The organism is Actinosynnema sp. NPDC059797, assembly GCF_042732085.1.
In the GTDB taxonomy this organism is placed as follows: domain Bacteria; phylum Actinomycetota; class Actinomycetes; order Mycobacteriales; family Pseudonocardiaceae; genus Actinosynnema.
The window spans coordinates 1-21,906 of record NZ_JBHWIE010000112.1 but is presented as its reverse complement, the minus strand read 5'-3'; the positions used below and the strand labels follow the sequence as shown (position 1 = coordinate 21,906).

At 68.6% G+C, this 21,906-nt stretch carries 23 protein-coding genes; 13 read left to right on the top strand and 10 right to left on the bottom strand.

What is annotated here, in order from left to right; genetic code table 11:
- Nucleotides 1-105: 2-oxo acid dehydrogenase subunit E2 (locus tag ACFV4N_RS23455; protein WP_499674719.1), on the top strand; the 105-nt coding region annotated here is incomplete at its 5' end.
- Between the two features lie 47 nt (nucleotides 106-152).
- Here the strand turns inward: ACFV4N_RS23455 and ACFV4N_RS23450 are convergent.
- Nucleotides 153-746 carry a hypothetical protein gene (locus tag ACFV4N_RS23450; protein ID WP_499674718.1) on the bottom strand — a complete coding sequence of 198 codons (594 nt, stop codon included), beginning with the start codon at nucleotides 744-746 and terminating at the stop codon, nucleotides 153-155.
- A 144-nt stretch (nucleotides 747-890) separates the two neighbouring features.
- On the opposite strand from ACFV4N_RS23450, the gene ACFV4N_RS23445 reads away from it, so the two are divergent.
- Complete coding sequence (locus ACFV4N_RS23445) at nucleotides 891-1,793, top strand: helix-turn-helix domain-containing protein (protein ID WP_499674717.1); 903 nt, start codon at nucleotides 891-893, stop codon at nucleotides 1,791-1,793.
- A 725-nt stretch (nucleotides 1,794-2,518) separates the two neighbouring features.
- Here ACFV4N_RS23445 and ACFV4N_RS23440 read toward each other — a convergent pair.
- From ACFV4N_RS23440 to ACFV4N_RS23425, 4 genes are all read right to left on the bottom strand, one after another.
- Nucleotides 2,519-3,664, bottom strand: a complete 1,146-nt coding sequence (locus ACFV4N_RS23440) for a hypothetical protein (RefSeq protein ID WP_499674716.1) — start codon at nucleotides 3,662-3,664, stop codon at nucleotides 2,519-2,521.
- A gap of 50 nt (nucleotides 3,665-3,714) precedes the next feature.
- Complete coding sequence (locus tag ACFV4N_RS23435) at nucleotides 3,715-4,266, bottom strand: DUF4365 domain-containing protein (protein ID WP_499674715.1); 552 nt, start codon at nucleotides 4,264-4,266, stop codon at nucleotides 3,715-3,717.
- A 139-nt stretch (nucleotides 4,267-4,405) separates the two neighbouring features.
- Entirely contained in the window at nucleotides 4,406-5,101 is a 696-nt protein-coding gene (locus tag ACFV4N_RS23430) for an HAD family hydrolase (RefSeq protein ID WP_499674714.1), read from the bottom strand.
- Nucleotides 5,098-5,940 (bottom strand): GntR family transcriptional regulator, encoded by an 843-nt coding sequence (locus ACFV4N_RS23425; RefSeq protein WP_499674713.1) that lies wholly within the window; start codon nucleotides 5,938-5,940, stop codon nucleotides 5,098-5,100. The genes ACFV4N_RS23430 and ACFV4N_RS23425 overlap by 4 nt, the downstream gene beginning before the upstream one ends.
- A 202-nt stretch (nucleotides 5,941-6,142) precedes the next feature.
- On the opposite strand from ACFV4N_RS23425, the gene ACFV4N_RS23420 reads away from it, so the two are divergent.
- The 7 genes from ACFV4N_RS23420 to ACFV4N_RS23390 all read left to right on the top strand — a co-directional run bounded on the left by ACFV4N_RS23420 (nucleotide 6,143) and on the right by ACFV4N_RS23390 (nucleotide 12,937).
- Entirely contained in the window at nucleotides 6,143-6,607 is a 465-nt protein-coding gene (locus ACFV4N_RS23420; RefSeq protein ID WP_499674712.1) for a hypothetical protein, read from the top strand.
- A gap of 275 nt (nucleotides 6,608-6,882) precedes the next feature.
- Nucleotides 6,883-7,113 (top strand): transcriptional regulator, encoded by a 231-nt coding sequence (locus tag ACFV4N_RS23415; RefSeq protein WP_499674711.1) that lies wholly within the window; start codon nucleotides 6,883-6,885, stop codon nucleotides 7,111-7,113.
- A gap of 80 nt (nucleotides 7,114-7,193) precedes the next feature.
- Nucleotides 7,194-8,075 (top strand): helix-turn-helix domain-containing protein, encoded by an 882-nt coding sequence (locus ACFV4N_RS23410; RefSeq protein ID WP_499674710.1) that lies wholly within the window; start codon nucleotides 7,194-7,196, stop codon nucleotides 8,073-8,075.
- 312 nt (nucleotides 8,076-8,387) lie between these two features.
- A complete protein-coding gene (locus tag ACFV4N_RS23405; RefSeq protein ID WP_499674709.1) occupies nucleotides 8,388-9,854 on the top strand; it encodes an FtsK/SpoIIIE domain-containing protein in 1,467 nt (488 codons plus the stop codon).
- Nucleotides 9,851-11,458 carry a replication initiator gene (locus ACFV4N_RS23400; RefSeq protein WP_499674708.1) on the top strand — a complete coding sequence of 536 codons (1,608 nt, stop codon included), beginning with the start codon at nucleotides 9,851-9,853 and terminating at the stop codon, nucleotides 11,456-11,458. The genes ACFV4N_RS23405 and ACFV4N_RS23400 overlap by 4 nt, the downstream gene beginning before the upstream one ends.
- Before the next feature lie 19 nt (nucleotides 11,459-11,477).
- Complete coding sequence (locus ACFV4N_RS23395; RefSeq protein WP_499674707.1) at nucleotides 11,478-11,672, top strand: helix-turn-helix transcriptional regulator; 195 nt, start codon at nucleotides 11,478-11,480, stop codon at nucleotides 11,670-11,672.
- Between the two features lie 38 nt (nucleotides 11,673-11,710).
- Nucleotides 11,711-12,937: a tyrosine-type recombinase/integrase gene (locus ACFV4N_RS23390; RefSeq protein ID WP_499674706.1), complete on the top strand. Its 1,227-nt coding sequence runs from the start codon at nucleotides 11,711-11,713 to the stop codon at nucleotides 12,935-12,937.
- Nucleotides 12,938-12,957: 20 nt separating this feature from the next.
- On the opposite strand, the gene ACFV4N_RS23385 is transcribed toward ACFV4N_RS23390, so the two are convergent.
- On the bottom strand, nucleotides 12,958-14,172 hold the full coding sequence (locus ACFV4N_RS23385; protein ID WP_499674705.1) for an acyl-CoA dehydrogenase family protein: 1,215 nt from the start codon (nucleotides 14,170-14,172) through the stop codon (nucleotides 12,958-12,960).
- Nucleotides 14,173-14,179: 7 nt separating this feature from the next.
- Nucleotides 14,180-14,821 carry an SCP2 sterol-binding domain-containing protein gene (locus ACFV4N_RS23380; protein WP_499674704.1) on the bottom strand — a complete coding sequence of 214 codons (642 nt, stop codon included), beginning with the start codon at nucleotides 14,819-14,821 and terminating at the stop codon, nucleotides 14,180-14,182.
- A gap of 100 nt (nucleotides 14,822-14,921) precedes the next feature.
- Between ACFV4N_RS23380 and ACFV4N_RS23375 the strand changes: the two genes are divergently transcribed.
- Entirely contained in the window at nucleotides 14,922-15,596 is a 675-nt protein-coding gene (locus ACFV4N_RS23375; protein ID WP_499674703.1) for a TetR/AcrR family transcriptional regulator, read from the top strand.
- A 15-nt stretch (nucleotides 15,597-15,611) separates the two neighbouring features.
- On the opposite strand, the gene ACFV4N_RS23370 is transcribed toward ACFV4N_RS23375, so the two are convergent.
- A complete protein-coding gene (locus tag ACFV4N_RS23370) occupies nucleotides 15,612-16,538 on the bottom strand; it encodes an alpha/beta hydrolase (protein ID WP_499674702.1) in 927 nt (308 codons plus the stop codon).
- A 127-nt stretch (nucleotides 16,539-16,665) separates the two neighbouring features.
- On the opposite strand from ACFV4N_RS23370, the gene ACFV4N_RS23365 reads away from it, so the two are divergent.
- Nucleotides 16,666-17,097, top strand: a complete 432-nt coding sequence (locus ACFV4N_RS23365; RefSeq protein WP_499674701.1) for a MarR family winged helix-turn-helix transcriptional regulator — start codon at nucleotides 16,666-16,668, stop codon at nucleotides 17,095-17,097.
- Here the strand turns inward: ACFV4N_RS23365 and ACFV4N_RS23360 are convergent, their stop codons facing one another.
- Together ACFV4N_RS23360 and ACFV4N_RS23355 are read right to left on the bottom strand one after the other, a co-directional pair.
- Complete coding sequence (locus ACFV4N_RS23360) at nucleotides 17,098-17,982, bottom strand: MaoC/PaaZ C-terminal domain-containing protein (protein WP_499674700.1); 885 nt, start codon at nucleotides 17,980-17,982, stop codon at nucleotides 17,098-17,100.
- On the bottom strand, nucleotides 17,982-19,289 hold the full coding sequence (locus tag ACFV4N_RS23355) for a 3-oxoacyl-ACP reductase (protein WP_499674699.1): 1,308 nt from the start codon (nucleotides 19,287-19,289) through the stop codon (nucleotides 17,982-17,984). The genes ACFV4N_RS23360 and ACFV4N_RS23355 overlap by 1 nt, the downstream gene beginning before the upstream one ends.
- Before the next feature lie 89 nt (nucleotides 19,290-19,378).
- Here ACFV4N_RS23355 and ACFV4N_RS23350 point away from each other — a divergent pair, with 89 nt between their 5' ends.
- Together ACFV4N_RS23350 and ACFV4N_RS23345 are read left to right on the top strand one after the other, a co-directional pair.
- A complete protein-coding gene (locus ACFV4N_RS23350; protein ID WP_499674698.1) occupies nucleotides 19,379-20,647 on the top strand; it encodes an acetyl-CoA C-acetyltransferase in 1,269 nt (422 codons plus the stop codon).
- Between the two features lie 64 nt (nucleotides 20,648-20,711).
- The gene (locus tag ACFV4N_RS23345; RefSeq protein WP_499674697.1) at nucleotides 20,712-21,815 is read left to right on the top strand and encodes an OmpA family protein; all 1,104 of its coding nucleotides are present in this window, start codon (nucleotides 20,712-20,714) and stop codon (nucleotides 21,813-21,815) included.
- The last annotated feature ends 91 nt before the right edge of the window (nucleotides 21,816-21,906 follow it).

Below are 21,906 nucleotides of genomic sequence, written 5' to 3'. Positions count from 1 at the left end.
GCGCTCAGCTTCGACCACCGCGTGGTCGACGGCCAGCAGGGCTCGCGGTTCCTCGCCGACGTCGGCGCGCTGCTCGCCGACCCCGGCGTGGCGATGACGTACTGAGGCCGCTCGTCGGGGGCAGCTCGACCGCGGGCGGCCCCCGACGCGCGTCAGCTCACCGAGGCGGTGAGGGCCTCCATGCGCCGGGACAGGCCGGTGGTGCCCACCTGCGTCACCAGGCCGGGAGGCGCGCACCGCACGCCCTGCCAGCCGGTGTGCGCCACGTGCGCCTCGGCGCAGGTCGTGGCGGCCGGCGCGCCCAGCGCCAGCGCCTCCATCTGCCTGCTCTGCCCGGTCGTGCCGACGGTCGCGACCTGGCCGTCGGCGACGCAGACCTGGCTCAACCAGCCCACCCCGCCGAGGTGGGCCTGCGCGCAGATCCCGCCGGTGCCGGTGGAGGACACGGACAGCGCCTCGATCCGGCGGTTCTGGCCCGTGGTGCCGACCAGCGCCGCCGCGCCGTCGACCCCGCAGAACCACCCCTGCCAGCCGATGCCGGCCACGTGCGCGTTGAGGCAGACGGACTTGGCGTCGGCATTCGCTCTCAACGCGGGCGCGGCCACTCCGACGGACGGGTTGGCCGCCGAGGCGCCGCCGACGACCGCGGTGGTGGCGGGCCCGCCGGCGGCGTTGGCGGGCGAGGCTTGGACCAGCGTCGCGAGCAGGGCCGCGACCAGTGCGGCGGTTCGGTACCCGGTGCGCATGGGAACTCCCTCGGTCAAGGACATGTCGATCAACACTGGCACCCCGGGGCCGGGGCGTGCCTCGCCCGGCTGGGCACACTTCGCTGAGCCGTTCGCGGTTAATCGGTTGAAGTTCCAGTGACTGGAGAGTTCAGGGTGGTCCCCGTGGCGCACTACTCGATCGGCGACCTGGCGCGGATGACCGGCCTGTCCACGCGGACGATCCGGTTCTACTCCGACTCCGGCCTCATCCCCGTGGCGGGGAGGACGGCCGGCGGCTTCCGCACCTACGACGTCGACGGGTTGGCGCGGCTCAAGCTCGTCCGCACGCTGCGCGACCTGGGCGTGGACCTGCCCACCGCGCAGCGGGTGCTGGCGAGCGAGGTGTCCGTGGCCGAGGTGGCCCGGACGCACGCGGAAGCCATCGACGCGCAGATGCGCACGCTCCGGCTGCGCCGGGCCGTGCTGCGGGTCGTGGCGCGGAACGGGGAGGTGGAGATGGTGCACGAGTTGGCGCGGCTGTCGGAGGAGGAGCGGCAGGCGATCCTGGACGACTTCTTCGAGGAGGTGTTCGGCGGCCTGGACCTGGAGCCGGGCTTCGAGCAGGGCATGAGGTCCGTCCGGATCGAGCTGCCCGACGACCCCACGCCCGAGCAGCTGGAGGCGTGGATCGAACTGGCGAACCTGGTGCGGGACCCGGACTTCCGGGCCTCGATCCGCCGCATGTCGGTGCGCCACCAGGAGCTGAGGGCGGAGGGCGCCGACATGTCCGGCCCGGCGCCGGAGCAGCGCGAGGCGTTCCAGTACGCGATGGACCAGGCGCGCGAGGCGCTGGCCGCGGGCGTCGACCCGCGCTCCGCCGAGGGCGCCGAGGTGGTGCGCCGCGTGAACGAGCGGTGGTCCACCATCCTGGACGTCCCGATCGGCCCGGAACTCTCGCGGCGGCTGGAGGAGTTCGGCGACCCGAGGGCCGAGCGGTACTGGGCGCTGATCGCGAAGATCAACGGCTGGCCGGCGGTGCCGGACACGAGCGCCGAGCGGGACTGGCTGATCGAGGCGATGCGGTAGGTGCGGCGCAGGACGGGGTCTTCCGCGTCCCGAAGACCCCGTCCCGCTCCCAGCCCGCCCGACGACGGCCCGGGGTGATCAACTAGCGAATCGTCATGCCCGAGATGGCCCGTGACACGACCAAGCGCTGGATTTCGCTGGTCCCCTCGAAGATGGTGAAGATCTTGCGGTGGGGTGGGTCTGACCTGGGCACATGGCGTGGAATGGCTAGCTGACCTGCGCATACGTGGTCGACGTTTGTCGTCGTTGACCATCGCTCTCCAACGTCTCACGGCCTGGAGACGGCCTGGAAGTTGATCAACGTGCTGAGGGCACCACATCGGTACGCGGTCACCAATGGTGACAACACTCTTGCCGGTGTGGTGCCCTCCGCTGTGTCGGCCAGCCCTCGTTGGCCGCTGGCGCGGAGCGTCGGCGGGCGTCGATCGCCGTGCCCAGCAAGTCTGGGGCGACCCACCGCGCGATCGGCCCGAGCGATGGACGCTGGTAGCCCGTGGCTCAACTCGCCGCCGGCGGTGGCGCGCTGCCTCGCACAGCTCGGGCCGCGCCGCCCGGCCGCCGGGCGTGAGCGAAGCGGGAGCCCGGCGAGCCGGGATGGATGCATCCCCGGTGCCAGCGCAACAGGCCCCGTGCGCGCCGCCGACGGCGGCGCGCCTTGATCCCGTAGAGCCAAGTTCAGCAACTACTTACAAAGATAGGCTCGATCGCACAAGAAGGGAGGGCAGCTATTCAAACAACTTGCCCTGCTCCGGATTTTCACCTTTGTAGAGCTCTACTATTTCTATATCTTCGGCATCATGGAGCCAGTAGTAGTTGCCGCTACGTTCCTGACGTCCGGTAATGCGAATCGCGTCCATGCGCCTATGTGCCTCAAGTGCCAACTCGTACTTATCGGCGGGAAGGCGCACTCGCAACTTCTTGGCGGATGTGCTCCCTCGCATTACGTTAAGAGCGACCACGCCGACGGATCCAACCTTACGAGTCAAGACCTCAACGGAACCCACAACGCTGACTTTGGAGCTTTCCGTAACTTTACCGAGTCGTTGAGCCGCCTGTTCGAGCACTTCTAGATCTGGCGGACTAAATTCAACCTCGGTTATGCCTGTTCGAATGGACTCTTCGGGCAGTAGTAGAGTATCTATATCGGTACTCCACTCAACAGCTACCGATGCACCATCGGATTGGCTGACCAGTTTCTGAACTGCGATCGCCAACTCCCGCGACACGCCATGTTCAACCGCTTCATCAAACTCTTCAATTTTATTAGACCTGCGATACGTGTCAATTGCTTCACGTGTGATCTGCAAGGCCCCGGTCATAACCTCGACGACTTCGCGGCCGGTGTGCGTACCATCTTGCCTAAAACGAGTAGCCGTCTTCTGGCTTTCCTTTTCGAAGAAGGTCTGGTCGGGAGGCGTGTAGGCAGTTACGACGTAACTGCCTACTTCGGTCTGCCCCATCAGGACCGACTGAAGGAAATCCTTGGCGATGAACCAGTTAGAGTTTCTAAAAAATGGACGCCTATCGCTCGCGGCTTTGGCGGAAGCAACAAGAGTATCATTTGCCGCCTGAATCAACTCCTGTCCTAGATCCCAGCGTATTGTTCCCATGGGAGTATCAGACGCCTTGCGGAACTTCAATTCATCGCCAGGTCGAGCGCTAACAACACGGAGAACGCGACGAGCAGGCTCAGTATGAAGTGCAGCGAGAGAAGAAACTGCATCCGTGAGAAGCTCGTCGAAGTCCGGCTTCGATGCATCGAGAGGGATTATTATCCGTGCAGACCGGTCTTCGCCGTAAGCCCAACGACTGTAGAGTCCTTCTTTCCCGCCGATTAGCCGCCAGCCAAACTTACTTAGCGCAGCACTCAACACGGACGGGGTAACCCGCCCGGATGAACCTCCTAAGCTCTCTGTATGCATTACGGCCTGCCTCCCGAGCCAATGCGCTCCATGATAGCGCATAATGCCTGATCATCAAATACCTGATCGGTGGGTACCCGCACCGTGGTCCGCTCTTTACCGGTAATTTTTTCACCGGCTAGATTTACCCAATAACAGCAATGGCGAAGTTCGAGATAGTCGCCAGAAGCGCGGATCCAGTCGTCAATTTTCTGAGGCAAAAGCATGACGACCAGTATTCGGTTAACGGTAGGCTCGAAATAGTTCAAATACTCAAGGTGCCCGTTCTTGAGAGTGAACCCGAAACTTCCCCCCTTCGGGTTGGAGGGAATAGTTTTAGTGGCTTTTAGTGCTACTTTTAGCGTGACCTCATCATCGCCACCAGTGTGAGCAGTTGATTGATGAGTTACCAGCCAGTCAAGTTTTTTATCTGGGATAGGCGTGGCGATGCTGCATCGTGCTGCGGCGGCAACTGCGTGCAAGTAACCAATCTGCAGAATTTCCATGGAAGCCGTCTCGGCTATGTCGCCACGGAGTAGCCCAACTCGCTGCCCTTTGCCTAAGGTGCTCACGCTACCCCCTTTTGCCGCGCTCGCCCCACACCATCTCCAGTCAGATTCACTCGATCGGCGCAGCCAACTGCGCTGCACTCAACGGAGTATCGCAAGATTGCCCTGTGTGTTACAGGTCCATGCGGTTGAACTGATGGCTCTAGAGCGCCTCTGTCAGCAGCGACATGCGGGTGATCACCAAGTCCGCGCTTGCAAGTGCAGTTACTTTCGACGGCTTGTTAGCGAACCCAACACAGGCAACACCAGCTTCTTGCGCTGCCTGCACGTCCGTGACAGAGTCACCTACCATTAGGGCGGATTCGGGTCCGCATCCCACAGAACCGATTGCCTTACTGATGAGGTATGGTGAAGGCTTAAGCTTTTCCGGATCACTCCCAGTGCGCCCAAATATGGCAACTAGGCCATACAGGCCGGTTCTCTTCAGGAAAACTGATACGGCATGCTCCGAATTGTTTGTAACTACCGCAACATGCTGCCTTTGACTGCGCCAACTTTCGATCAAAATCTCAGCGCCAGGAGTCGGCTCGGCGCTGGCAACCGACTTTACTTCGCAAGCACGTAGTGTTTCTTCGACAATGTCCCCCTCGTGCCGCCCAAGCGTGACAGCATGACGGAGTACCGAGAAGGGGTCGGCGCTATTTTCTACCTCTGGTGGCAAACGGATATGACCGCAACTTGCAAGAACTTCCCGAAGTTGCCCGGCAATGCGAGGGGCTGGGACCCCTGAAAATACCGAACATATTGGACCGTCAAAGTCAAGCAGCAGGACATTTTTGTCTTCCAGAAGTCGACGCAAGCCCTCGCTGGTATCTGAGAATTCTTTTCCGTCCGTCACCGATCTTGCTCCGTAGCGATAGTCTGCCACAGGCTGTTAAACCAAGTACGGGCCTGTTCGACATACTGACTGCCGGTGCTGGTGTCGTCGTCGGTGGTGCTGTGATGGAAGAGGATGGCGTCTTTGCCCATGAGGTCGTAGATGGCTTGGGGTTGGCCGTCGAGGGTGAGGACGTGTTCGCGGACTGGGTAGAAGCCGAAGAAGGCTTCGTTGTTGTTGATCAGGTAGAGCTTGAAGAGTGGGGCGGCTCGGTGGACGCGGACTTCGGCGGTGGCTTCCTTGACCAGGCCGAGGGTTGCCAGCTCGGTGACGTTGTCGACGATGGCCTGGGTGTGGCGGCGCATGATGTCGGCGGCGCGGTTGCGGAAGGCTGGGCTGTCGGCCTGGTCCTCGACGGTGCAGGGGACCGACCACGGGACGGTGGGGTCGGGGACGAGGATGCGGACGTGGATCGTCTCGGGGGTGAGGCGGCCGATGCGGATCTTGTCCAGGGGTTCCTGGATGACGCCGTGGAGGGTCTCGCCGGAAAAGCCTGAGAAGTCGATGGTGACGTGGTCGGCTTCGAAGGCTCGTTCGATGTGAGGGCGTAGTCCTACCGGGCGTTCGGTGCGCTCTCGGACGAAGACGCCGCTGCCCTGTCTGGAGACGATCAGGCCCTCGTCGCGCAGCTCGCGCAGGGCGTTCTGCACGGTCATCGGGGCTACGTCGTATTTTTTGGCTAGCTCGGCGCGTGAGGGCAGCTTGTCCCCGGCCTTGAAGACCTTCGTCAGGATGGCAGCTCGTAGGGCGTTCGCTACCTGCATATATGGCGGTCGCGGATCGTCCGGGTCTAGCGCCATCTGTAAGCCTCCTTGCTGGCCTCGCGAGTTGCTGACAAGTGCAACGCTGCGCGACCAGACTAAGACCACCTGGCTAGCCAGCCTAGGGAGCTAGCTCGCCCGTTCGGGTGACATCCGCTTGACCTGTCTAGCCAAGCTGGCTACCTTGGCTGCTTGTCTAGCTCGTATAGGCGAGCTGGCCTAGTGTCGGAGGTGGCTGGACGTGGCGGTTCCGTACGGGACGCGGTTCGAGGCGTCGTTTGACCAGGTCTTCCCCATGGGAGCGCTGATGGTTGGGGAGGTCGCGCCGGACATGGAGTACATGAGCGCGGACGACAAGGCGCGGGGTAGGCAGGCCAAGCAGAAGGTGGACGAGCGGACCGGCAAGCGCCAGTGGAAGGTCGTGGTGACCGACCCGTCCGCGGAGAAGGAGCGGGACGCGTCGGTGACGGTGACGGTCCTGGCGGACGTGCAGCCGGTGCCGCCGTCGGCTGTGTCGGTGATGCCCGGGGTTGAGGTGCGGCCGGTGGCGTTCGAGGGGCTGACGGTTGAGCCTCGGGTCATGGGGGACCGGTACAAGTACCTCGGGTTCACCATCCGGGCTACGGGGATCGTGGCACCGCAGGGTGGGGCGGTCTCCGGTCGGCGTGCGGGTGAAAAGCCCCAGGGCGAGCAGAAGGCGGCCTGAGTGGCGCGGCCGTCTCATGAGGCGGTCGCTCAGTGGAACCTCGCGTACGCGCAGCAAACCAAAGCGCTGTTCGCGGCGTCCACTGTGGATGATCCGGGCGCGGTGCTTCGGTTGGCTGACGGCTACTTGGCGGTTGCGCGGGCCTGGCGGGTCTTGGCCGCTGATCTGGGCACACCCCTGTGGGCTCGCCATGCCTGCGCTGTCGCGGTTGAGGACTTCGACCGGCGGGCGCGGATCGAGTACGCGCGGGTTGGTGCTGTTGGGGGTGGTGTCGGATGAACCACGGGAGCGGTTATTCGATTCGGCTCCGGTTCGTGGAGTTTGACAAGGCTGTGAGGCTGGCGTCTTTCCCGTCCGACTACGCGCTCGCACGGGCGATGAAGGTCAACCGTTCCACGGTGATACGAGTGAGGGCGGGTCGGATTCAACCGGGGCCGGCGTTCATCGGTGGCGCGCTGAAGGCGTTGGAACCCATGACGTTCCACGACCTGTTCGAGGTCGTCTAGCCCTCCTGCGGCGAGGGCGTCTGACTCATTGACATTCGGGACATGGCGGAGCTGTGCCCGAAGTGACATGGAGAATCGTTATGAGCAATGGTGGTCATTCACGACCGGAGCCGACCGTGCGAAGTAGGACCCTGGGTGCCGAGCTGAGGGAGGTGCGGCATTCCACGGACCTTCAGTTCGGCGCTCTGGTGGAGGCGTTGGGTGTTTCTCCCGGATGGCTGTCGAAACTGGAGACGGGAACTCGGCAGACCAGTGTGCTCAACATCGCCCGGCTGCTCGGGTTCTACCGGGTCGACACGAAGACTTTCAACCACGTCATGAGTCTGTGCCGTGACTTGGATGAAGGGGATCTGCTCTGGCGTCACGGCACGGGCGGGGTCGATGAAGTGCCCGTGTTGCTGAGGCACGAGAAGGCAGCTCGGGAGATCTTCTGCTACGACGTGGCCGGTATCCCTGCGCTCGGCCAGTCCGAAGATCACATGCGTACGGTCTTCGGCCGGAGCCCTCGACTGGGTCCTGAGAGCGTCGAGCGGTGCGTGGTCGCGCGGAAGTCGCGACAGAAGGTGCTGAGTGCGCCTGGGTTGTTGAAGTGCACGCTCGTCGTTCGGGAACTGACCTTGCGGCATCTCGGAGGTGACCGTGAGGCGGTGTGGGGTCAGTTGATGCACCTGTTCTGGCTCGGCAACACCGGGAAGGTGAACGTCCGGGTGATCGGGCGTGATGCGCCGTCTGGTCACTGGGACCAGTTCTCGTTCACGCTGATGCATTCGCCTGAGTTCCGGCCCGTGGTGCACATCGATGTCACGCCGTGCAGCCTGTTCCTGGATGATCCACGGGAAACCGGCGTATACGCGGAATCGGTCCGCTTTTTGACGGCCAATGCGATGGACGCGGAGGAGTCGCAGGCGTTCATCGGTTATCTGGCAGGTCAGGTGAGCGCATCGGCGGAGTTGCGCTGCTGAAACAGTTCGTCGCCGGTTGGCGTGAGTCGCGGGAAACAGTCCGAAAGTCTTGGCGGGCCTCGTCTGTTTCTCCGCGACTCACGTGACCGGTTCTTCCCGTACTTCTGCCCAAGGGATTCCGGTCATGTCGAGGGTATCTGTCGTCGGGGGACGCGCGTCAAGCCACGCGGTTGCCCCATCGGTGTGGAAGCTTCCCAACGGTCGCCCCTGCGGCCAATGCCGACGTTTCGGCGTCTACGCGCCTAACCAGCTCGTGTGCTGCGCGTGCCTGGGCTGGCTGCCGTTGATTTTCGCCCCGCTGGGGCGTGTGCGATGAACGGCGGGAAGTGGGTTGATCCGGCTCCGTTCGAGGGTGCTCGGCCTCGGGTGCCGTGGTGGGTGTTGGTGCCGGGCAAGGCGAAGTGGCTGGCCGCGCTGGTGGCGCTGGTGTGGGCCGTCGTCATTGGCGTCGTGCGCCTGGTGCTCGTCGTCGTGCGATACCCCGTCGCCACGCTCGTCCCGGCGTCGGCGGCCTGGTGCTGGTGGCGCTTCGGGCTCTCGCCGCTGGTGCTGGCGCTGTTGTCGCTGGTGGCGGCGCTGTTGTTGTGGTTCGGGTACGACCGGGCCTCGTTCCTGCGGTGCTGCTGGTTCCGGCTGGTCACCGAGTGGCGGCGGGCGACCGTGTACGTGCCTCGGTGGCGGTCGGTGATGCGGCTGGCGGATCTGGCCAAGCGGGAACGGTGGCGCGAGTACCGGCCTCGGCTGCGGCGGGTGCGGTCGGAGGGGTGGCGGGATCGGGTCCGGGTGCGGATGGTCCCGGCCCAGTCGCCGGAAGCCTGGGAGCTGCGGCGGGACGGCCTGGCGCACTCGTTCGGCGCGCGTTCGTGTCGGGTGCGGGTACTGCGGCCTCGGGTTCTCGAACTGGACTTCGTCCACGCTGACCCGCTGGTGCGGCCGGTGCCGGTGCCCGCGTTGGGCTCGGCTGAGCTGGATCTCAAGCGGGTGGTCGTCGGGCGGACCGAGACGGGCAAGCCATGGCGACTGCGGCTGCTCGGGTCGCAGCTCCTGGTGGTCGGCGTTCCCGGTGCCGGTAAGGGCTCGGTGCTGTGGTCGCTGGTGTGGCAACTCGCCCCGGCAGTTCGGGCGGGCCTGGTACGGCTGGTCGGGATCGACCCCAAGGGCGGGATGGAGCTGGGCCAGTGCCCCGACGCCTTTGACCGGTTGGTCTTCGGCAACGGCGCTGATGCGGTTGAGCTGCTGGAGGAAATCGCCGCTGAGGTGAAGGAGCGGGCCTCGCGGTACCGGGGCATTCGGCGGCTGTGGGCTCGGGACACCGGGGAGCCGCTGACCGTGCTCGTGGTGGACGAGCTGGCGGACGTGATCGCCTACCAGCCGGACCGGCAGCTTCGGGAGCGTGCGGCGCGGGCGGTGCAGACGATCGCTTCGCAGGGCCGTGCACCCGGTTACGTGCTCGTTGGCCTGGTCCAGGACCCGCGTAAGGAGGTTGTCGGCTTCCGGCACCTGTTCACCACGCGGGTTGCCCTGCGGCTGGACGAGCCGCAACAGGTGGACATGGTCCTTGGGGATGGTGTCCGGCAGCGCGGCGCGACGGCGCACGAGATCGCGGAGGACACGCCCGGCGTCGCCTGGGTGAAGCAGGACGGACAGCGGGAGCCCGACCGGGCACGGGCCTTCCACGTCACCGACAACGACCTTGCGGTGCTGCGGGACTACCTCCGGCCCGCTGAGGTCCGGCCGTTCCCGACCACGCCCGGCGGTGCTGAGGGGGTGGCGGCATGAGCGGTGGGACGCGGGCTGAGCGGATGCGTCAACCGATGGCGCTGGATGTGGCCAAGGCTGCCGCTGAGCAGCATGGCGTGTGCGTGCGGCCGTTCACGATGGAAGTGGAGGATCGGTCCACCTACGAAGTCCGGTACGTCGCCGTGCCGTGCGGGTCGACGATGGAGAGCGTCTGTGGGCCGTGTGCGCGTAAGGCCAAGGCGTTGCGGATGGCCCAGTGCCGCGAGGGCTGGCACCTGACCGAGGAACCCGACTTCACCCCCGACCCGCCGACCGGTGATCAGAAGGAGCTGCTGACCTTCCGGGCCGATCTGGTCAAGGCGTATCGGGAGGCGGTTGCGGCTGGTGAAGCGGGTCATGCCGATGAGCTGCGGGAGGAGATCCACTCGGTTGACGCGGAGCTGCGGCAGCTCGGCGTCCGGGGCCGCTTCCCCTCCCCCGACGCACTCGGCAAGCGGCCAGTGAAGCGGTCGACCAAGCGCCGCCAGGACGCCCCAGACCTGCCTCGGCGGCGGGTGGAGAAGCGCACGGTTGGGCGGGAGTACGCGGGTGGGTTCCGACCCTCGATGTTCGTCACGCTGACCCTGGACAGCTACGGGCGGGTGCGCGACGACGGCACGCCCGTCGATCCGGACAGCTACGACTACCGGCGGGCGGCTCGGGACGCGGTGCACTTCGCCTCCCTGGTCGACCGCTGGTGGCAGAACCTCCGGCGGGTCGTCGGGTGGGAGGTGCAGTACTTCGCCACCGTCGAACCGCAGAGGCGAGCGGCGCCGCACCTGCACGCGGCAATCCGCGGTTCCATCCCGCACGAGACCATCCGCCAGGTCGCCGCGGCGACCTATCACCAGGTGTGGTGGCCTCGGCACAACGAACGCGTCTACTCCGGTGACCACCTGCCGGTCTGGGACGCGCGGGCTGAAGCGTTCGTCGACCCCGACACCCGGCGGCCGTTGACGATCTGGGCGGACGCGGTTGAGGCCGTGGACGAGCCGGCGCACGTGGTGACCTTCGGCCGCCAGGTCCACTCCAAGGGCATCCTCGGCGGCTCCCAGGAAGCCGGACGCCACATCGGCTACCTGACCAAGTACCTCACCAAGTCCATCGGTGAGGTGGTCGAGCAGCGCACCGAGCGACAGCGGCGGCACGCGGACCGCCTGGCGGACGAGCTGGCCGTCACCCCGTGCTCGGACCGCTGCCCGGTGTGGCTGCTCTACGGCGTCCAACCACGCGGAGCAGGCTCACGCACCACCCCCGGCCACTGCAAGGGCCGCGCCCACCGCCGCACCACCCTCGGCCTGCCCGGCCGGCGCGTCCTGGTCTCCCGCAAGTGGTCAGGCAAGACCCTGACCGACCACCGGGCGGACCGGAAGCGCTTCGTCCTGGAAGCACTCAAGGCGGTCGGCATCGAGAAGCCCGAACCGGACACCTCCCAGCTCGTCTGGCACAAGGTCCGCCCCGGCGACCCCAACGTGCCACCACGGGCGCACCTGCTCATGCACGCCATAGCCCAGCGCGTGACCTGGAAAGCCGAGTACGACCGCGCCCTCCTGGCGGCCACCGGCTCACCCCCGGATCTTTCGGCAGTTCCACAAGCGGCCTGAGACGGGGAGAGGGACGGCAATGAGGGGGAACGAGTTCGACCGGCTGTGGAGCGTTGACGACCTCTCCGCCTACCTCGGCGTGCCGGTCCACACCATCCGTGGCTGGCGCACCAAGAACTACGGGCCACCGGCCCGCAAGGTCGGCAAGCACCTCCGGTGGGACCCGACCGAAGTCCGCGACTGGTTCAACAACCTCGACCAGCACGCAGCCTGAAGAACCCCGGCAATTCGATACACAGGAGAGGACTGTCCATGGGACACGTGCAAGACCGCTGGTGGAAGGAGGTCAAGGACCCGGTGACGGAGCAGGTCACCAGGGTCAAGACCTCCCTGTACGGCGTCGGCCTCCGGTACAAGGTGCGCTACCTCGACCCCAACGGCGTCGAGCGGTCCAGGAGCTTCCCGGACCGGCAGAAGAAGAAGGCCGAGGACTTCCTCATCGAAATGGAGTCCGACAAGCGCGAGGGGAAGTACATCGACCCCAACGCGGGCAAGATCCTGTTCAAGGAGCAGGCCGAGAGCTGGCTCAAGGGCTACTCGGCGGACGCGGGCACCCGGCAGACGATCAGGAGCCGGCTCCGGAGCCAGGTCTACCCGTACTTCGGTCATCACCAGGTCGGCGCGATCACGCCCCAACTCATCCGCGACTGGTTGGGCGAGCTGCACGAGAAGGGTCTCGGCCCGACCTACCAGGCGGTGCTGTTCGAGACGCTGTCGTCGATCATGAATTCGGCCGTCGACGACAAGCGCATCCACGCCAACCCCTGCAAGGTCAGGAGCATCAAGCGGCCCCAGCGGTCACCGCGCAAGGTCGTCCCCTGGCCCGCGTCACGCCTGCACAAGCTCCGGATGGCGCTGGACGCGCGCTTCAAGATCGTGGCCCAGCTCGGCGCGGGGTGCGGTCTGCGGCAAGGGGAGATCCTGGCGTTCTCCCCGGACGACATCGACCGGGAAGCCCTGGTGATCAACGTCCAGCGTCAGGTCAGGCTGATCGACCGCACGCTGGTGTTCTCGCTGCCCAAGCGGAACAAGGAGCGCCAGGTGCCGCTGTCCGAGACCGTCTTGACGGCGATCGCCGCCTACGTGGAGCTGTTCCCGCCCATGCCCGTGACCCTGCCGTGGGACAACCCCAAAGGCGACCCGGTGACGGTGAACCTGCTCATGACCCGCGAGGACGGCAGGCCGCACAACGGCGACCTGTTCAACAAGCTCGTCTGGGTGCCCGCCTTCAAGCGGGCGGGCCTGACCTACGCCAAGCGCCAGGACGGGATGCACGCCATGCGGCACCTGTACGCCTCGGTCCTCCTGGCCCAGGGCGTCTCCATCAAGGAGCTGGCGGAGTACCTGGGCCACGCGGACCCGGGGTTCACGCTCCGTACTTACACGCACCTGCTGCCGTCCAGTCACCAGCGCGTCCGGAAAGCGGTGGACGGGGTCTTCCGCGTCCCGAAGACCCCGTCCCGCTCCCAGACGGCCTGACGACGGCCTGGGGTGATCAACTAGCGAATCGTCATGCCCGAGATAGCCCGTGACACGACCAAACGCTGGATTTCGCTCGTCCCCTCGAAGATGGTGAAGATCTTCGCGTCCCGGTGCATCCGCTCCACCGGGTGCTCCCGCGTGTACCCCGCCCCGCCCAGGATGTGGATCGCCCGCTCCGTCGCCCACACCGAGACCTCGCCGGCCTTCAGCTTGGACATCGACCCCTCACCCGCGGTGAACGGCACGTTGTTGCGGCCCATCCACGCCGCCCGCCACACGAGCAGCCGCGCGGCGTCGATCTCCATCCTCATGTTCGCCAGGTCGAAGGCGATCGACTGGTTCTCGATGATCTTCCGCCCGAACGCCTCGCGGTCCTTCGCGTACTCCAGCGCGTACTCGTAGGCCGCCCGCGCCACGCCGACCGCCATCGCGCCGACCGTGGGCCGCGTGGTCTCGAACGTCGCCATCGCCGCCTGGCCGCCGGCCTTCTGGCCCTCCCGCGCCCGCGCCAGCCGCGCGTCCAGCCGCTCCTTGCCGCCCAGCAGGCAGCGGCCCGGCACGCGCACGTCGTCGAAGAACACGTCCGCCGTGTGGGAGGCGCGCATCCCGTGCTTCTTGATCTTGCCCGGCGAGGACAGCCCCGGCGTGCCCGGCGGCACGACGAAACCGGCCTGCCCGCGCGCGCCGAGCGCCGGGTCCACCACGGCCGTCACCACGTGGACGTTGGCGATGCCGCCGTTGGTCGCCCACGCCTTCTGGCCGTTGATCACCCACTCGTCCGTCTTCTCGTCGTACACCGCCCGCGTCCGGTAGCCCGCCACGTCGGAGCCCGCCTGCGGCTCGGACGCGCAGAACGCCGCCACCTTCGGGTCGTCCTCCGTGCCGAAGCACTCCGGCACCCACTCGGCGAGCTGCTCGGGCTCGCCGGACGCGAAGATGCCCGCCGCCGCGAGGCCCGTGCCCATCAGCGCCAGGGCGATGCCCGCGTCACCCCAGAACAGCTCCTCGGTGGCGATCGGCAGCGACAGCCCGATCGGGTCGGCGAACCACGTGGCCAGCGCCTCGAACCCGTACAGGCCGATCTTGGCGGCCTCCTGGATCACCGGCCACGGCGTCTCCTCGCGCTCGTCCCACTCGGAGGCCGCCGGTCGGATCACGTCCTTGGCGAAACCGTGCACCCAGTCGCGCAGGTCGACCTGGTCCTCGTTCAGCTCAAGCGAAAAACCGCCCATGGTCCCCTCACGCCTTCGGGATGTTGAACAGGCTCATGAAACCGGCCGCGAAGCCCAGGTCGCCCTTGACCTTCAGCTTGCCGGTCATGAACAGCACCGGGGCCGACGCGTTGCCGGTCGCGAGCTTCAGGAACTCCACCGGTCCCAACGTCACCGAGGCCCTGGGGTCACGGGTCGCGGACTTGTTGATCACGCACGTGGCGTTCTCGATGATCACCTCGTACAGGTCCTCCGGGGAGGCGCCGGTGAGGTGGAAGTGCACCACGGCGCGCGTGGCGCCGGCCCGGTCGCCGCGGAAGTGGACCTCCATGCGCCGGAAGACCTCGTCGAGCACGCGCGTGCGCAGGCCGGGTCGCGACGTGACCGCCTCGACCTGCTCCTTGGACGCGCGGGAGATGATGCGGGCGAAGTTCTGCGGGTCCATCTTCGCCAGGTCCAGGTCGGCGCCGCCGTCGGCCAGCGCGCCGAGCGCGTCCAGCAGGTCGGCGAACTCGTCGCGACCCAGTTTCTTGGGGTCGATGCCCCGCGCGATGACGTCGATGTCGACGTCCTTGAGCGCCGGGTCGGCCGGGTCGACCTGCCTGAGCGTTGAGATCAGCTCCTGCGGGCCGAGCTTCGCGATCGCCTCGGTGGAGAGGTCGATGGTCATGAGTGGCACCTCCGCTACCTACTAAGCGGTAAGCCTACTGGCGAGTAGGTAAGGGGGCAAGCACTTCGGAGTAACCTTGCCGCAGTCTTCAGGGGGTGTGATGCACGCTGAGCAACCGGTACGCACCGGCCGGGCGAAGAGGCTGCCGCGCGCGGTGCGCGAACGGCAGATCCTGGACGCCGCCGTGGACGTCTTCTCGCGCCTGGGTTTCCACGCCGCGTCCATGGACGAGATCTCCGAGGTCGCGGGCATCTCCAAACCCATGCTCTACGCGTACCTGGGCTCGAAGGAAGAGCTGTTCGCCACGTGCATCCGCCGCGAGGCCACCCGCATGATGGAGGCCATCGCCAACGGCGTCGAGGCCGAGGCGCCGCCGGACGTGCAGCTGTGGAGCGGGCTGCGCGCGTTCTTCGGCTTCGTCGGCGAGAACCGCGCGAGCTGGCAGGTCCTGCACCGGCAGGCGTCCTCGCAGGGCGGTCCGTTCGCCGAGGAGCTGGCCGACATGCGCGGGCGGGCGATCAGCCTGGTGGCCGCGCTGCTGGTGCACTCCGCCGACTTCGCGAACGTGCCGCGGGCGGGCGACAAGGAGGCCGAGTCGCTGGCCGCGGCGCTGGTGGGCGCGGGCGAGTCGCTGGCCGACTGGTGGCTCGACAACCCCGATGAGCCGGCCGGCGTCGTCGCCGCCCGGCTCATGAACCTGGTCTGGATGGGCTTCGGGGACCTCGTGGCGGGCGACGTGTGGCACCCGCCGTCGCGGAGGACGCCGGCCGGTTAGGCCGGGGCCTCCCGGTTAGGCCAGGGCCTTCTTCAGCACCGCGACGGCCTGCGCGATGGCGGCCTCGGCGGCGTGGGTCTCGCGCAGGGCGTTGAGCATCACGAAGTCGTGGATCACGCCCTGGTAGCGGACCGCGGTCACCGGCACGCCGGCCTCGCGCAGCTTGTCGGCGTAGGCCTCGCCCTCGTCGCGCAGCACGTCCGCCTCGGCGGTGATCACCAGCGCGGGCGGCAGGTCGCGCAGCTCCTCGGTGGTGGCCCGCAGCGGTGAGGCGGTGATCCGCGCCCGCTCCTCCTCCGAGGTCGTGTACTGGTCCCAGAACCACTGCATGGCGTCGCGGCGCAGGAAGTAGCCCTCGGCGAACTCGTGGTACGACGGCGTGTCGAAGGCCGCGTCGGTCACCGGGTAGAACAGCACCTGCTGCGCGAAGCGCACGTCGCCGCGCTCCTTGGCCAGCAGGGTCAGCGCGATCGACATGTTCCCGCCGACCGAGTCGCCCGCCACCGCGAGCCGCGAGCCGTCGAGGCCCTTCGCGGCGCCCTCGGTGGTGATCCACCGCGCCACCGCGTAGCTCTCCTCGACCGCGGTCGGGTACTTGGCCTCCGGCGAGAGGCTGTAGTCCGGGAACACCACGGCCGCGCCGGTGCCGACGGCCAGCTCGCGGACCAGGCGGTCGTGCGTGTGGGCGTTGCCGAACACCCAGCCCGCGCCGTGGACGTAGAGGATCACGGGCAGCGCGCCGGTCGCGCCGAGCGGGCGCACGATCCGGACGGGCACCTCGCCGACGGTCACCTGCTCCTCGTCGACCTCGGGCTTGAAGACCTCGCCCGACTGCACCTCGTCCACGGCCTTGCGGCCGTCGACCGGCCCCAGGTCGAACAGGTACGGCGGGTTGGCGGTCGCGGCGGCGAACGCGGCGGCGGCGGGCTCCAGGACGGTCATCTCCGGCTCCTTCTGCTTCGTTCCGGGCTGACGTCCAGAACCATAGTCCGCGATTAGATTGTGCACAATCTAAATGGGCACGGGTGTATCGTGGGCCTGCTCACAGGGGAACCGGAGGAGGAACGCCGTGCGGGACTTCAGCCTGGAGCTGGACGACCAGCTCTGCTTCGCGCTCTACGCCGCCTCGCGGGCGGTCACCGCGCGGTACCGGCCGCTGCTGGACGACCTCGGCCTGACCTACCCGCAGTACCTGGTGATGCTGGTGCTGTGGGAGCGCGGCTCGGTCCCGGTCAAGGACCTCGGCGCCGCGCTCCAGCTCGACTACGGCACGCTCTCGCCGCTGCTCAAGCGCCTGGAGGCCAACGGCCTGGTGCGGCGCGAGCGCCGCGCCGACGACGAGCGGTCGGTGCGCGTCGTGCTCACCGGGCAGGGCGAGGAGCTGCGCGAGCGCGCCCGGGACGTGCCGCCCGCGATGGGCGCGGCCATGGACCTCGACCCCGAGCGGACCGCCCGGCTCCGCGACCTGCTGCGCACCCTGGTGGCCAACGTCAGCCGCTGATCACCCCGTGATCACGCCCTCCAGGTGCGGCCGGTCCGACCACAGCGCGAACCGCCAACCGTCGCCGGTCGGCCCGGTCGAGAAGCCCACCCGGCCGGGCAGCCCGATCGGGGCCTTGAACCGCACGTCCACCTCGAACGCGTCCGGCAGCCGCCCCTCGAACGCCGCCACGCACCGGGCCTTCGACCACATCCCGTGCGCGATGGCCCGGGGGAAGCCGAACGCCCTGGCGGTGAGCGCGTGCAGGTGGATGGGGTTGCGGTCGCCCGACGCGGCGGCGTAGCGCCGCCCGGTGTCGGCCGGCACCCGCCACACCGCCGTGGGTTCCGGCGCGGCGGCGCGCTCCCCGTCACCGCGCTCTCCCTCGGGGCGTTCCCCGTCGCTGCGTTCCCCCTCGCCGCGTTCCCCCTCGCCGCGTTCCCCCTCGCCGCGCTCCCCCGAGGAGGCGCCACCGCCGCGCCGCAGGTAGGTCGACACGTCGACCCACACCTCCTCGCCGTCCGCGGACGCCGTGGTCACCACGTCGAACTGCCGCCCGCGCTCGTGCGGCCGCAGGTCCGCCAGCTCGACGCGCAGCGACAGCGGCTCGCCCACCAGCAGCGGCCGGGTCCGCCTGATCCGGTTGGCGACGTGCACCAGGCCGGGCAGCGGGAAGGGGAACCCGGGCCCGGTCATCAGCCGGACCTGGAGCGGGAACCCGAGCACGTGCGGGTAGGTGACGGGCAGCTCGTCGCGCACGCCGAACCCGCACACCCGGTTGTAGCGGGCCAGGTGCCAGGGGTCGACGACCACCTCGGCGTCCAGCGAGGCGTCGGGCAGCTCGGAGCCGCGCCGGGTGAACCCGGTCAGCGCCGCCTTCGCGTACAGCAGGGTCAGGTTCGCCATCACGCCCCCAGCAGGCTCTGCCCGCACACCCGCACGACGTTGCCGTTCACGCCGGACGACGCGGGGTGCGCGAACCACGCGACGGCCTCGGCCACGTCGACCGGCAGCCCGCCCTGCGACAGGCTGTTCATGCGCCGCCCCGCCTCGCGGATGAGCAGCGGCACCGCGGCGGTCATCTTCGTCTCGATGAACCCGGGCGCGACCGCGTTGACCGTGGCGCGGCCCGCGACCTCGGCGGAGAGGGCGTCGACCATGCCGATCACGCCCGCCTTGGTGGTGGCGTAGTTGGTCTGGCCGACGTTGCCCGCGATGCCCGCGATGGAGGACACGCCGACGACCCGGCCGTTGGGCCGCAGCGCGTCGGCGGCGAGCAGCGCCTCGTTCACCCGGACCTGCGACGCGAGGTTGACCGCGACCACCGCGTCCCAGCGGGCCGCGTCCATCCGGCCGAGCGTCCTGTCCCGGGTGATGCCCGCGTTGTGCACCACGACGTCCACGCCGCCGTGCCGCTGCGAGAGGTGCCCGACGAGCCGGGCGGGCGCGTCGGCGGCGGTGATGTCGAGCTGGAGCGACGACCCGCCGACCCGGTTGGCCACCTTCGACAGCTCCTCGCCCTGCGCGGGCACGTCCAGGCACACCACGTGCGCGCCGTCGCGCCCCAGCACCTCGGCGATCGCCGCGCCGATGCCGCGCGCCGCGCCGGTGACCAGCGCGACCCGGCCGGCCAGCGGGCGCTCCCAGTCCTCCGGCGCCTCGACCCGCGCCGGCCCGACCCGGATCACCTGGCCCGACACGTACGCCGACCGCCCGGACAGCAGGAACCGCAGGGTCGACTCGACCGCGTCCTCGGCGCCGGGCGCCACCAGCACGAGCTGCGCGGTGCCGCCGCGCTTCAGCTCCTTGCCGACCGACCGGGTGAACCCCTCCAGGGCGCGCTGCGCGATTCGCGACCCGGCCAGCTCGGGCGGCGTGCCCAGGACGACTACCCGCCCGGACGGGCCGAGCGACCTGATCACGGGGTGGAAGAACTCGTGCAGCTCGCGCAGCCGCTCGACCGAGTCGATGCCGGAGGCGTCGAACACGAGCGCGGCGTACCGGCCCGCGTCGGTCGCCACCTCCGCGCCCATCGACTTCAGCGCGGCGCGGACGGGTTCGACGAGCCGCCCGCCGCCGCCGAGCAGCACGGGACCGTCGAGCGGGGGTTGGCCGGGGGCGTGGCGGCGCAGCGGGTGCGGGTGGGGCAGGCCCAGCCTGCCCACGACGAACCGACCGAACCCGGAGTTGGCGAACGACTGGTACCGATCCATGCCGACATTCCACTCCCTACTCGTTGGTAAGTCTACTTGCCAGTAGGTAACATTGCCCTCGGCACCCGCTCACCCACCCGGAGGACGACATGGCGCGCGTAGCGATCCTCGGCGGCAACCGCACCCCCTTCGCCCGCTCCAACGGCCCCTACGCCGCGGCGTCCAACCAGGACATGCTGACCGCCGCCCTCGACGGCCTGGTCAGCCGCTTCGGCCTGCGGGGCGAGCGGCTCGGCGAGGTCGTCGCGGGCGCGGTGCTCAAGCACAGCCGCGACTTCAACCTGGTCCGCGAGGCCGTGCTGGGCAGCGGGCTGTCCGCCGACACCCCCGCCCACGACGTGCAGCAGGCGTGCGGCACCGGCCTCCAGGCGGTGATCGCGGTCGCCAACAAGATCGCGCTCGGGCACGTCGAGGTCGGCATCGCGGGCGGCGTGGACACCACCAGCGACGCGCCGATCGCGGTGAACGAGGACCTGCGCGCGACGCTGCTGGAGTTCAACCGGGCGCGCACCGCGGGCGCCCGCCTCAAGGCCGCCCTCAAGCTGCGCCCGCGGCACGTCGTGCCCGAGATCCCCCGCAACGGCGAACCTCGCACCGGCCTGTCGATGGGCGAGCACGCCGCCATCACCGCGCGCGAATGGGGGATCACCCGAGAGGAGCAGGACGAGCTGGCCGCGGCCAGCCACCGCAACCTCGCCGCCGCCTACGACCGCGGGTTCTTCGACGACCTGGTCACCCCGTTCCTGGGCCTGACCCGCGACCAGAACCTGCGGCCGGACTCCACCGCGGAGAAGCTGGCGCGGCTCAAGCCGGTGTTCGGCCGCGGCGAGGGCGCCACGATGACCGCGGGCAACTCCACGCCGCTCACCGACGGCGCGTCCGCGGTGCTGCTGGCCTCCGAGGGGTGGGCCGCGGCCCGGCGGCTGCCCGTGCTGGCCTATTTGACGTTCAGCGAGACGGCCGCCGTCGACTACGTGCACGGTGGGGAGGGCCTGCTCATGGCGCCCGCCTACGCCGTGCCGCGGATGCTCGACCGCGCCGGCCTCACCCTCCAGGACTTCGACTTCTACGAGGTCCACGAGGCGTTCGCGTCCCAGGTGCTGGCCACGCTCAAGGCGTGGGAGGACGCGGACTTCTGCAAGGGGAGGCTGGGCCTGGACGCGCCGCTGGGCGCGATCGACCGGTCGAAGCTCAACGTCAACGGCTCGTCGCTGGCCGCCGGGCACCCGTTCGCCGCGACCGGCGGGCGGATCGTGGCCACGCTGGCCAAGCTCCTGGCCGAGCGCGGCAGCGGTCGCGGGCTCATCTCGATCTGTGCGGCGGGTGGTCAAGGCGTTACGGCGATCGTGGAGCGATAACCCGGACGTTACGCCAAAAGAGTGGTCCAGGTAACACGGAGCGTTCTTCGTTCGCTGGAGAGACATGGACCACTCACGGCTCTTCGCCGCAGTCGTGCTCGTGGCGGCAACCTGTGCTGCCTGCGGGGAGGGCGCCGGCGACGCCACGACCGTTCGCATCGGGGTGACCGCGTCGGCCAACGAGCCGCGGGTCGAGCTGACCAGGACCGTCGCCGAGAGGCTGACGACCGCGTTCGAGGACGGGCGGACCCGCCTCGTCGTCTACCTCGCCGGCGAGGCGACGGGCTCCGCCCACTCCGACGAGGTCGTCTCCGCCGACTCCGACGACGGCCTCGACGCGGCCGACCGCGTGGTGCGGCTCAACGGGCAGCTCGCCCAGCTCGGCGCCACCGGCTCGGACCTGGACCCGCTGTCCGTGCTGGCCGACATGGCCGCCGCGGAGGGCCCCGCCCTGCTCGTGCTGCACAGCAGCGGCCTCCAGACCACCGACCCGCTCGACCTGACCAGGCTCGGCCTCGATCTCGACGTGGACGCGCTGGTCCGGGCCGTGCCCGACGACGCGCTGCCGGACCTGGCGGGCAAGGAGGTCGTGTTCTCCGGCCTCGGCCAGGTCGACGGCGCGCAGCAGCCGCTGCCGCCGGGCGCGCAGGCGGCGCTGGTGCGGCTGTGGCTGGGCATCTGCGAGCGGTTCGGCGCGGCGAGCTGCGCGCACGACCCGGACCCGGTGCCCCCGGGCGGACCGGTGTCGCGGACCGGGGTGCCCGCCGTCGTCATCGGGGAGGTGCGGCACCAGGACGCGCTGGTGCACGTGCCCTCGTCGGTGCTGTTCGAGGCGGGCGGGACCGAGCTGGCGCCGGGAGCGCGCGACGTGCTGCGGGAGGTGGCCGAGAGGTTCGACGGCCGCACCACCGCGCGGGTCATCGTCCGCACGGCCAGCGGGGAGTCGGCCGAGGCCGCGCTCGACCTGACCAAGCGGCGCGGCGAGCGCGTGGCGGCCGAGCTGGTGGACCTCGGGGTGAGCCGGTCGGCGCTGACCGAGGTCGTCGGGGCGGGCTTCGGCGCGCCGCTGGCCGTCGACCTCGACTCCGCGGGCGACCTCGTCCCGGAGGCGGCGGCGCGCAACCGGTCCGTGGTGGTGGAGCTGGCGCAGCCGGGGACCAGCGGCTAGGTCGTGTTTCAGATGTGGCGTAGCCAGATGTTGATGGCGGCGATGTCGATGGTGGCCTGGTAGCGGACGGCGAGCTTGTCGTAGCGGGTGG

Bases quoted from the DNA above. Each gene is read 5' to 3' on its own strand.
- ACFV4N_RS23425 (WP_499674713.1), bottom strand. From the start codon at position 5,940: ATGGCGCTAGACCCGGACGATCCGCGACCGCCATATATGCAGGTAGCG.
- ACFV4N_RS23380 (WP_499674704.1), bottom strand. From the start codon at position 14,821: ATGACCATCGACCTCTCCACCGAGGCGATCGCGAAGCTCGGCCCGCAG.
- ACFV4N_RS23450 (WP_499674718.1), bottom strand. From the start codon at position 746: ATGCGCACCGGGTACCGAACCGCCGCACTGGTCGCGGCCCTGCTCGCG.
- ACFV4N_RS23400 (WP_499674708.1), top strand. From the start codon at position 9,851: ATGAGCGGTGGGACGCGGGCTGAGCGGATGCGTCAACCGATGGCGCTG.
- ACFV4N_RS23375 (WP_499674703.1), top strand. From the start codon at position 14,922: ATGCACGCTGAGCAACCGGTACGCACCGGCCGGGCGAAGAGGCTGCCG.
- ACFV4N_RS23355 (WP_499674699.1), bottom strand. From the start codon at position 19,289: ATGGATCGGTACCAGTCGTTCGCCAACTCCGGGTTCGGTCGGTTCGTC.
- ACFV4N_RS23405 (WP_499674709.1), top strand. From the start codon at position 8,388: ATGAACGGCGGGAAGTGGGTTGATCCGGCTCCGTTCGAGGGTGCTCGG.
- ACFV4N_RS23350 (WP_499674698.1), top strand. From the start codon at position 19,379: ATGGCGCGCGTAGCGATCCTCGGCGGCAACCGCACCCCCTTCGCCCGC.
- ACFV4N_RS23410 (WP_499674710.1), top strand. From the start codon at position 7,194: ATGAGCAATGGTGGTCATTCACGACCGGAGCCGACCGTGCGAAGTAGG.
- ACFV4N_RS23385 (WP_499674705.1), bottom strand. From the start codon at position 14,172: ATGGGCGGTTTTTCGCTTGAGCTGAACGAGGACCAGGTCGACCTGCGC.
- ACFV4N_RS23390 (WP_499674706.1), top strand. From the start codon at position 11,711: ATGGGACACGTGCAAGACCGCTGGTGGAAGGAGGTCAAGGACCCGGTG.
- ACFV4N_RS23360 (WP_499674700.1), bottom strand. From the start codon at position 17,982: ATGGCGAACCTGACCCTGCTGTACGCGAAGGCGGCGCTGACCGGGTTC.
- ACFV4N_RS23395 (WP_499674707.1), top strand. From the start codon at position 11,478: ATGAGGGGGAACGAGTTCGACCGGCTGTGGAGCGTTGACGACCTCTCC.
- ACFV4N_RS23345 (WP_499674697.1), top strand. From the start codon at position 20,712: ATGGACCACTCACGGCTCTTCGCCGCAGTCGTGCTCGTGGCGGCAACC.
- ACFV4N_RS23415 (WP_499674711.1), top strand. From the start codon at position 6,883: ATGAACCACGGGAGCGGTTATTCGATTCGGCTCCGGTTCGTGGAGTTT.
- ACFV4N_RS23370 (WP_499674702.1), bottom strand. From the start codon at position 16,538: ATGACCGTCCTGGAGCCCGCCGCCGCCGCGTTCGCCGCCGCGACCGCC.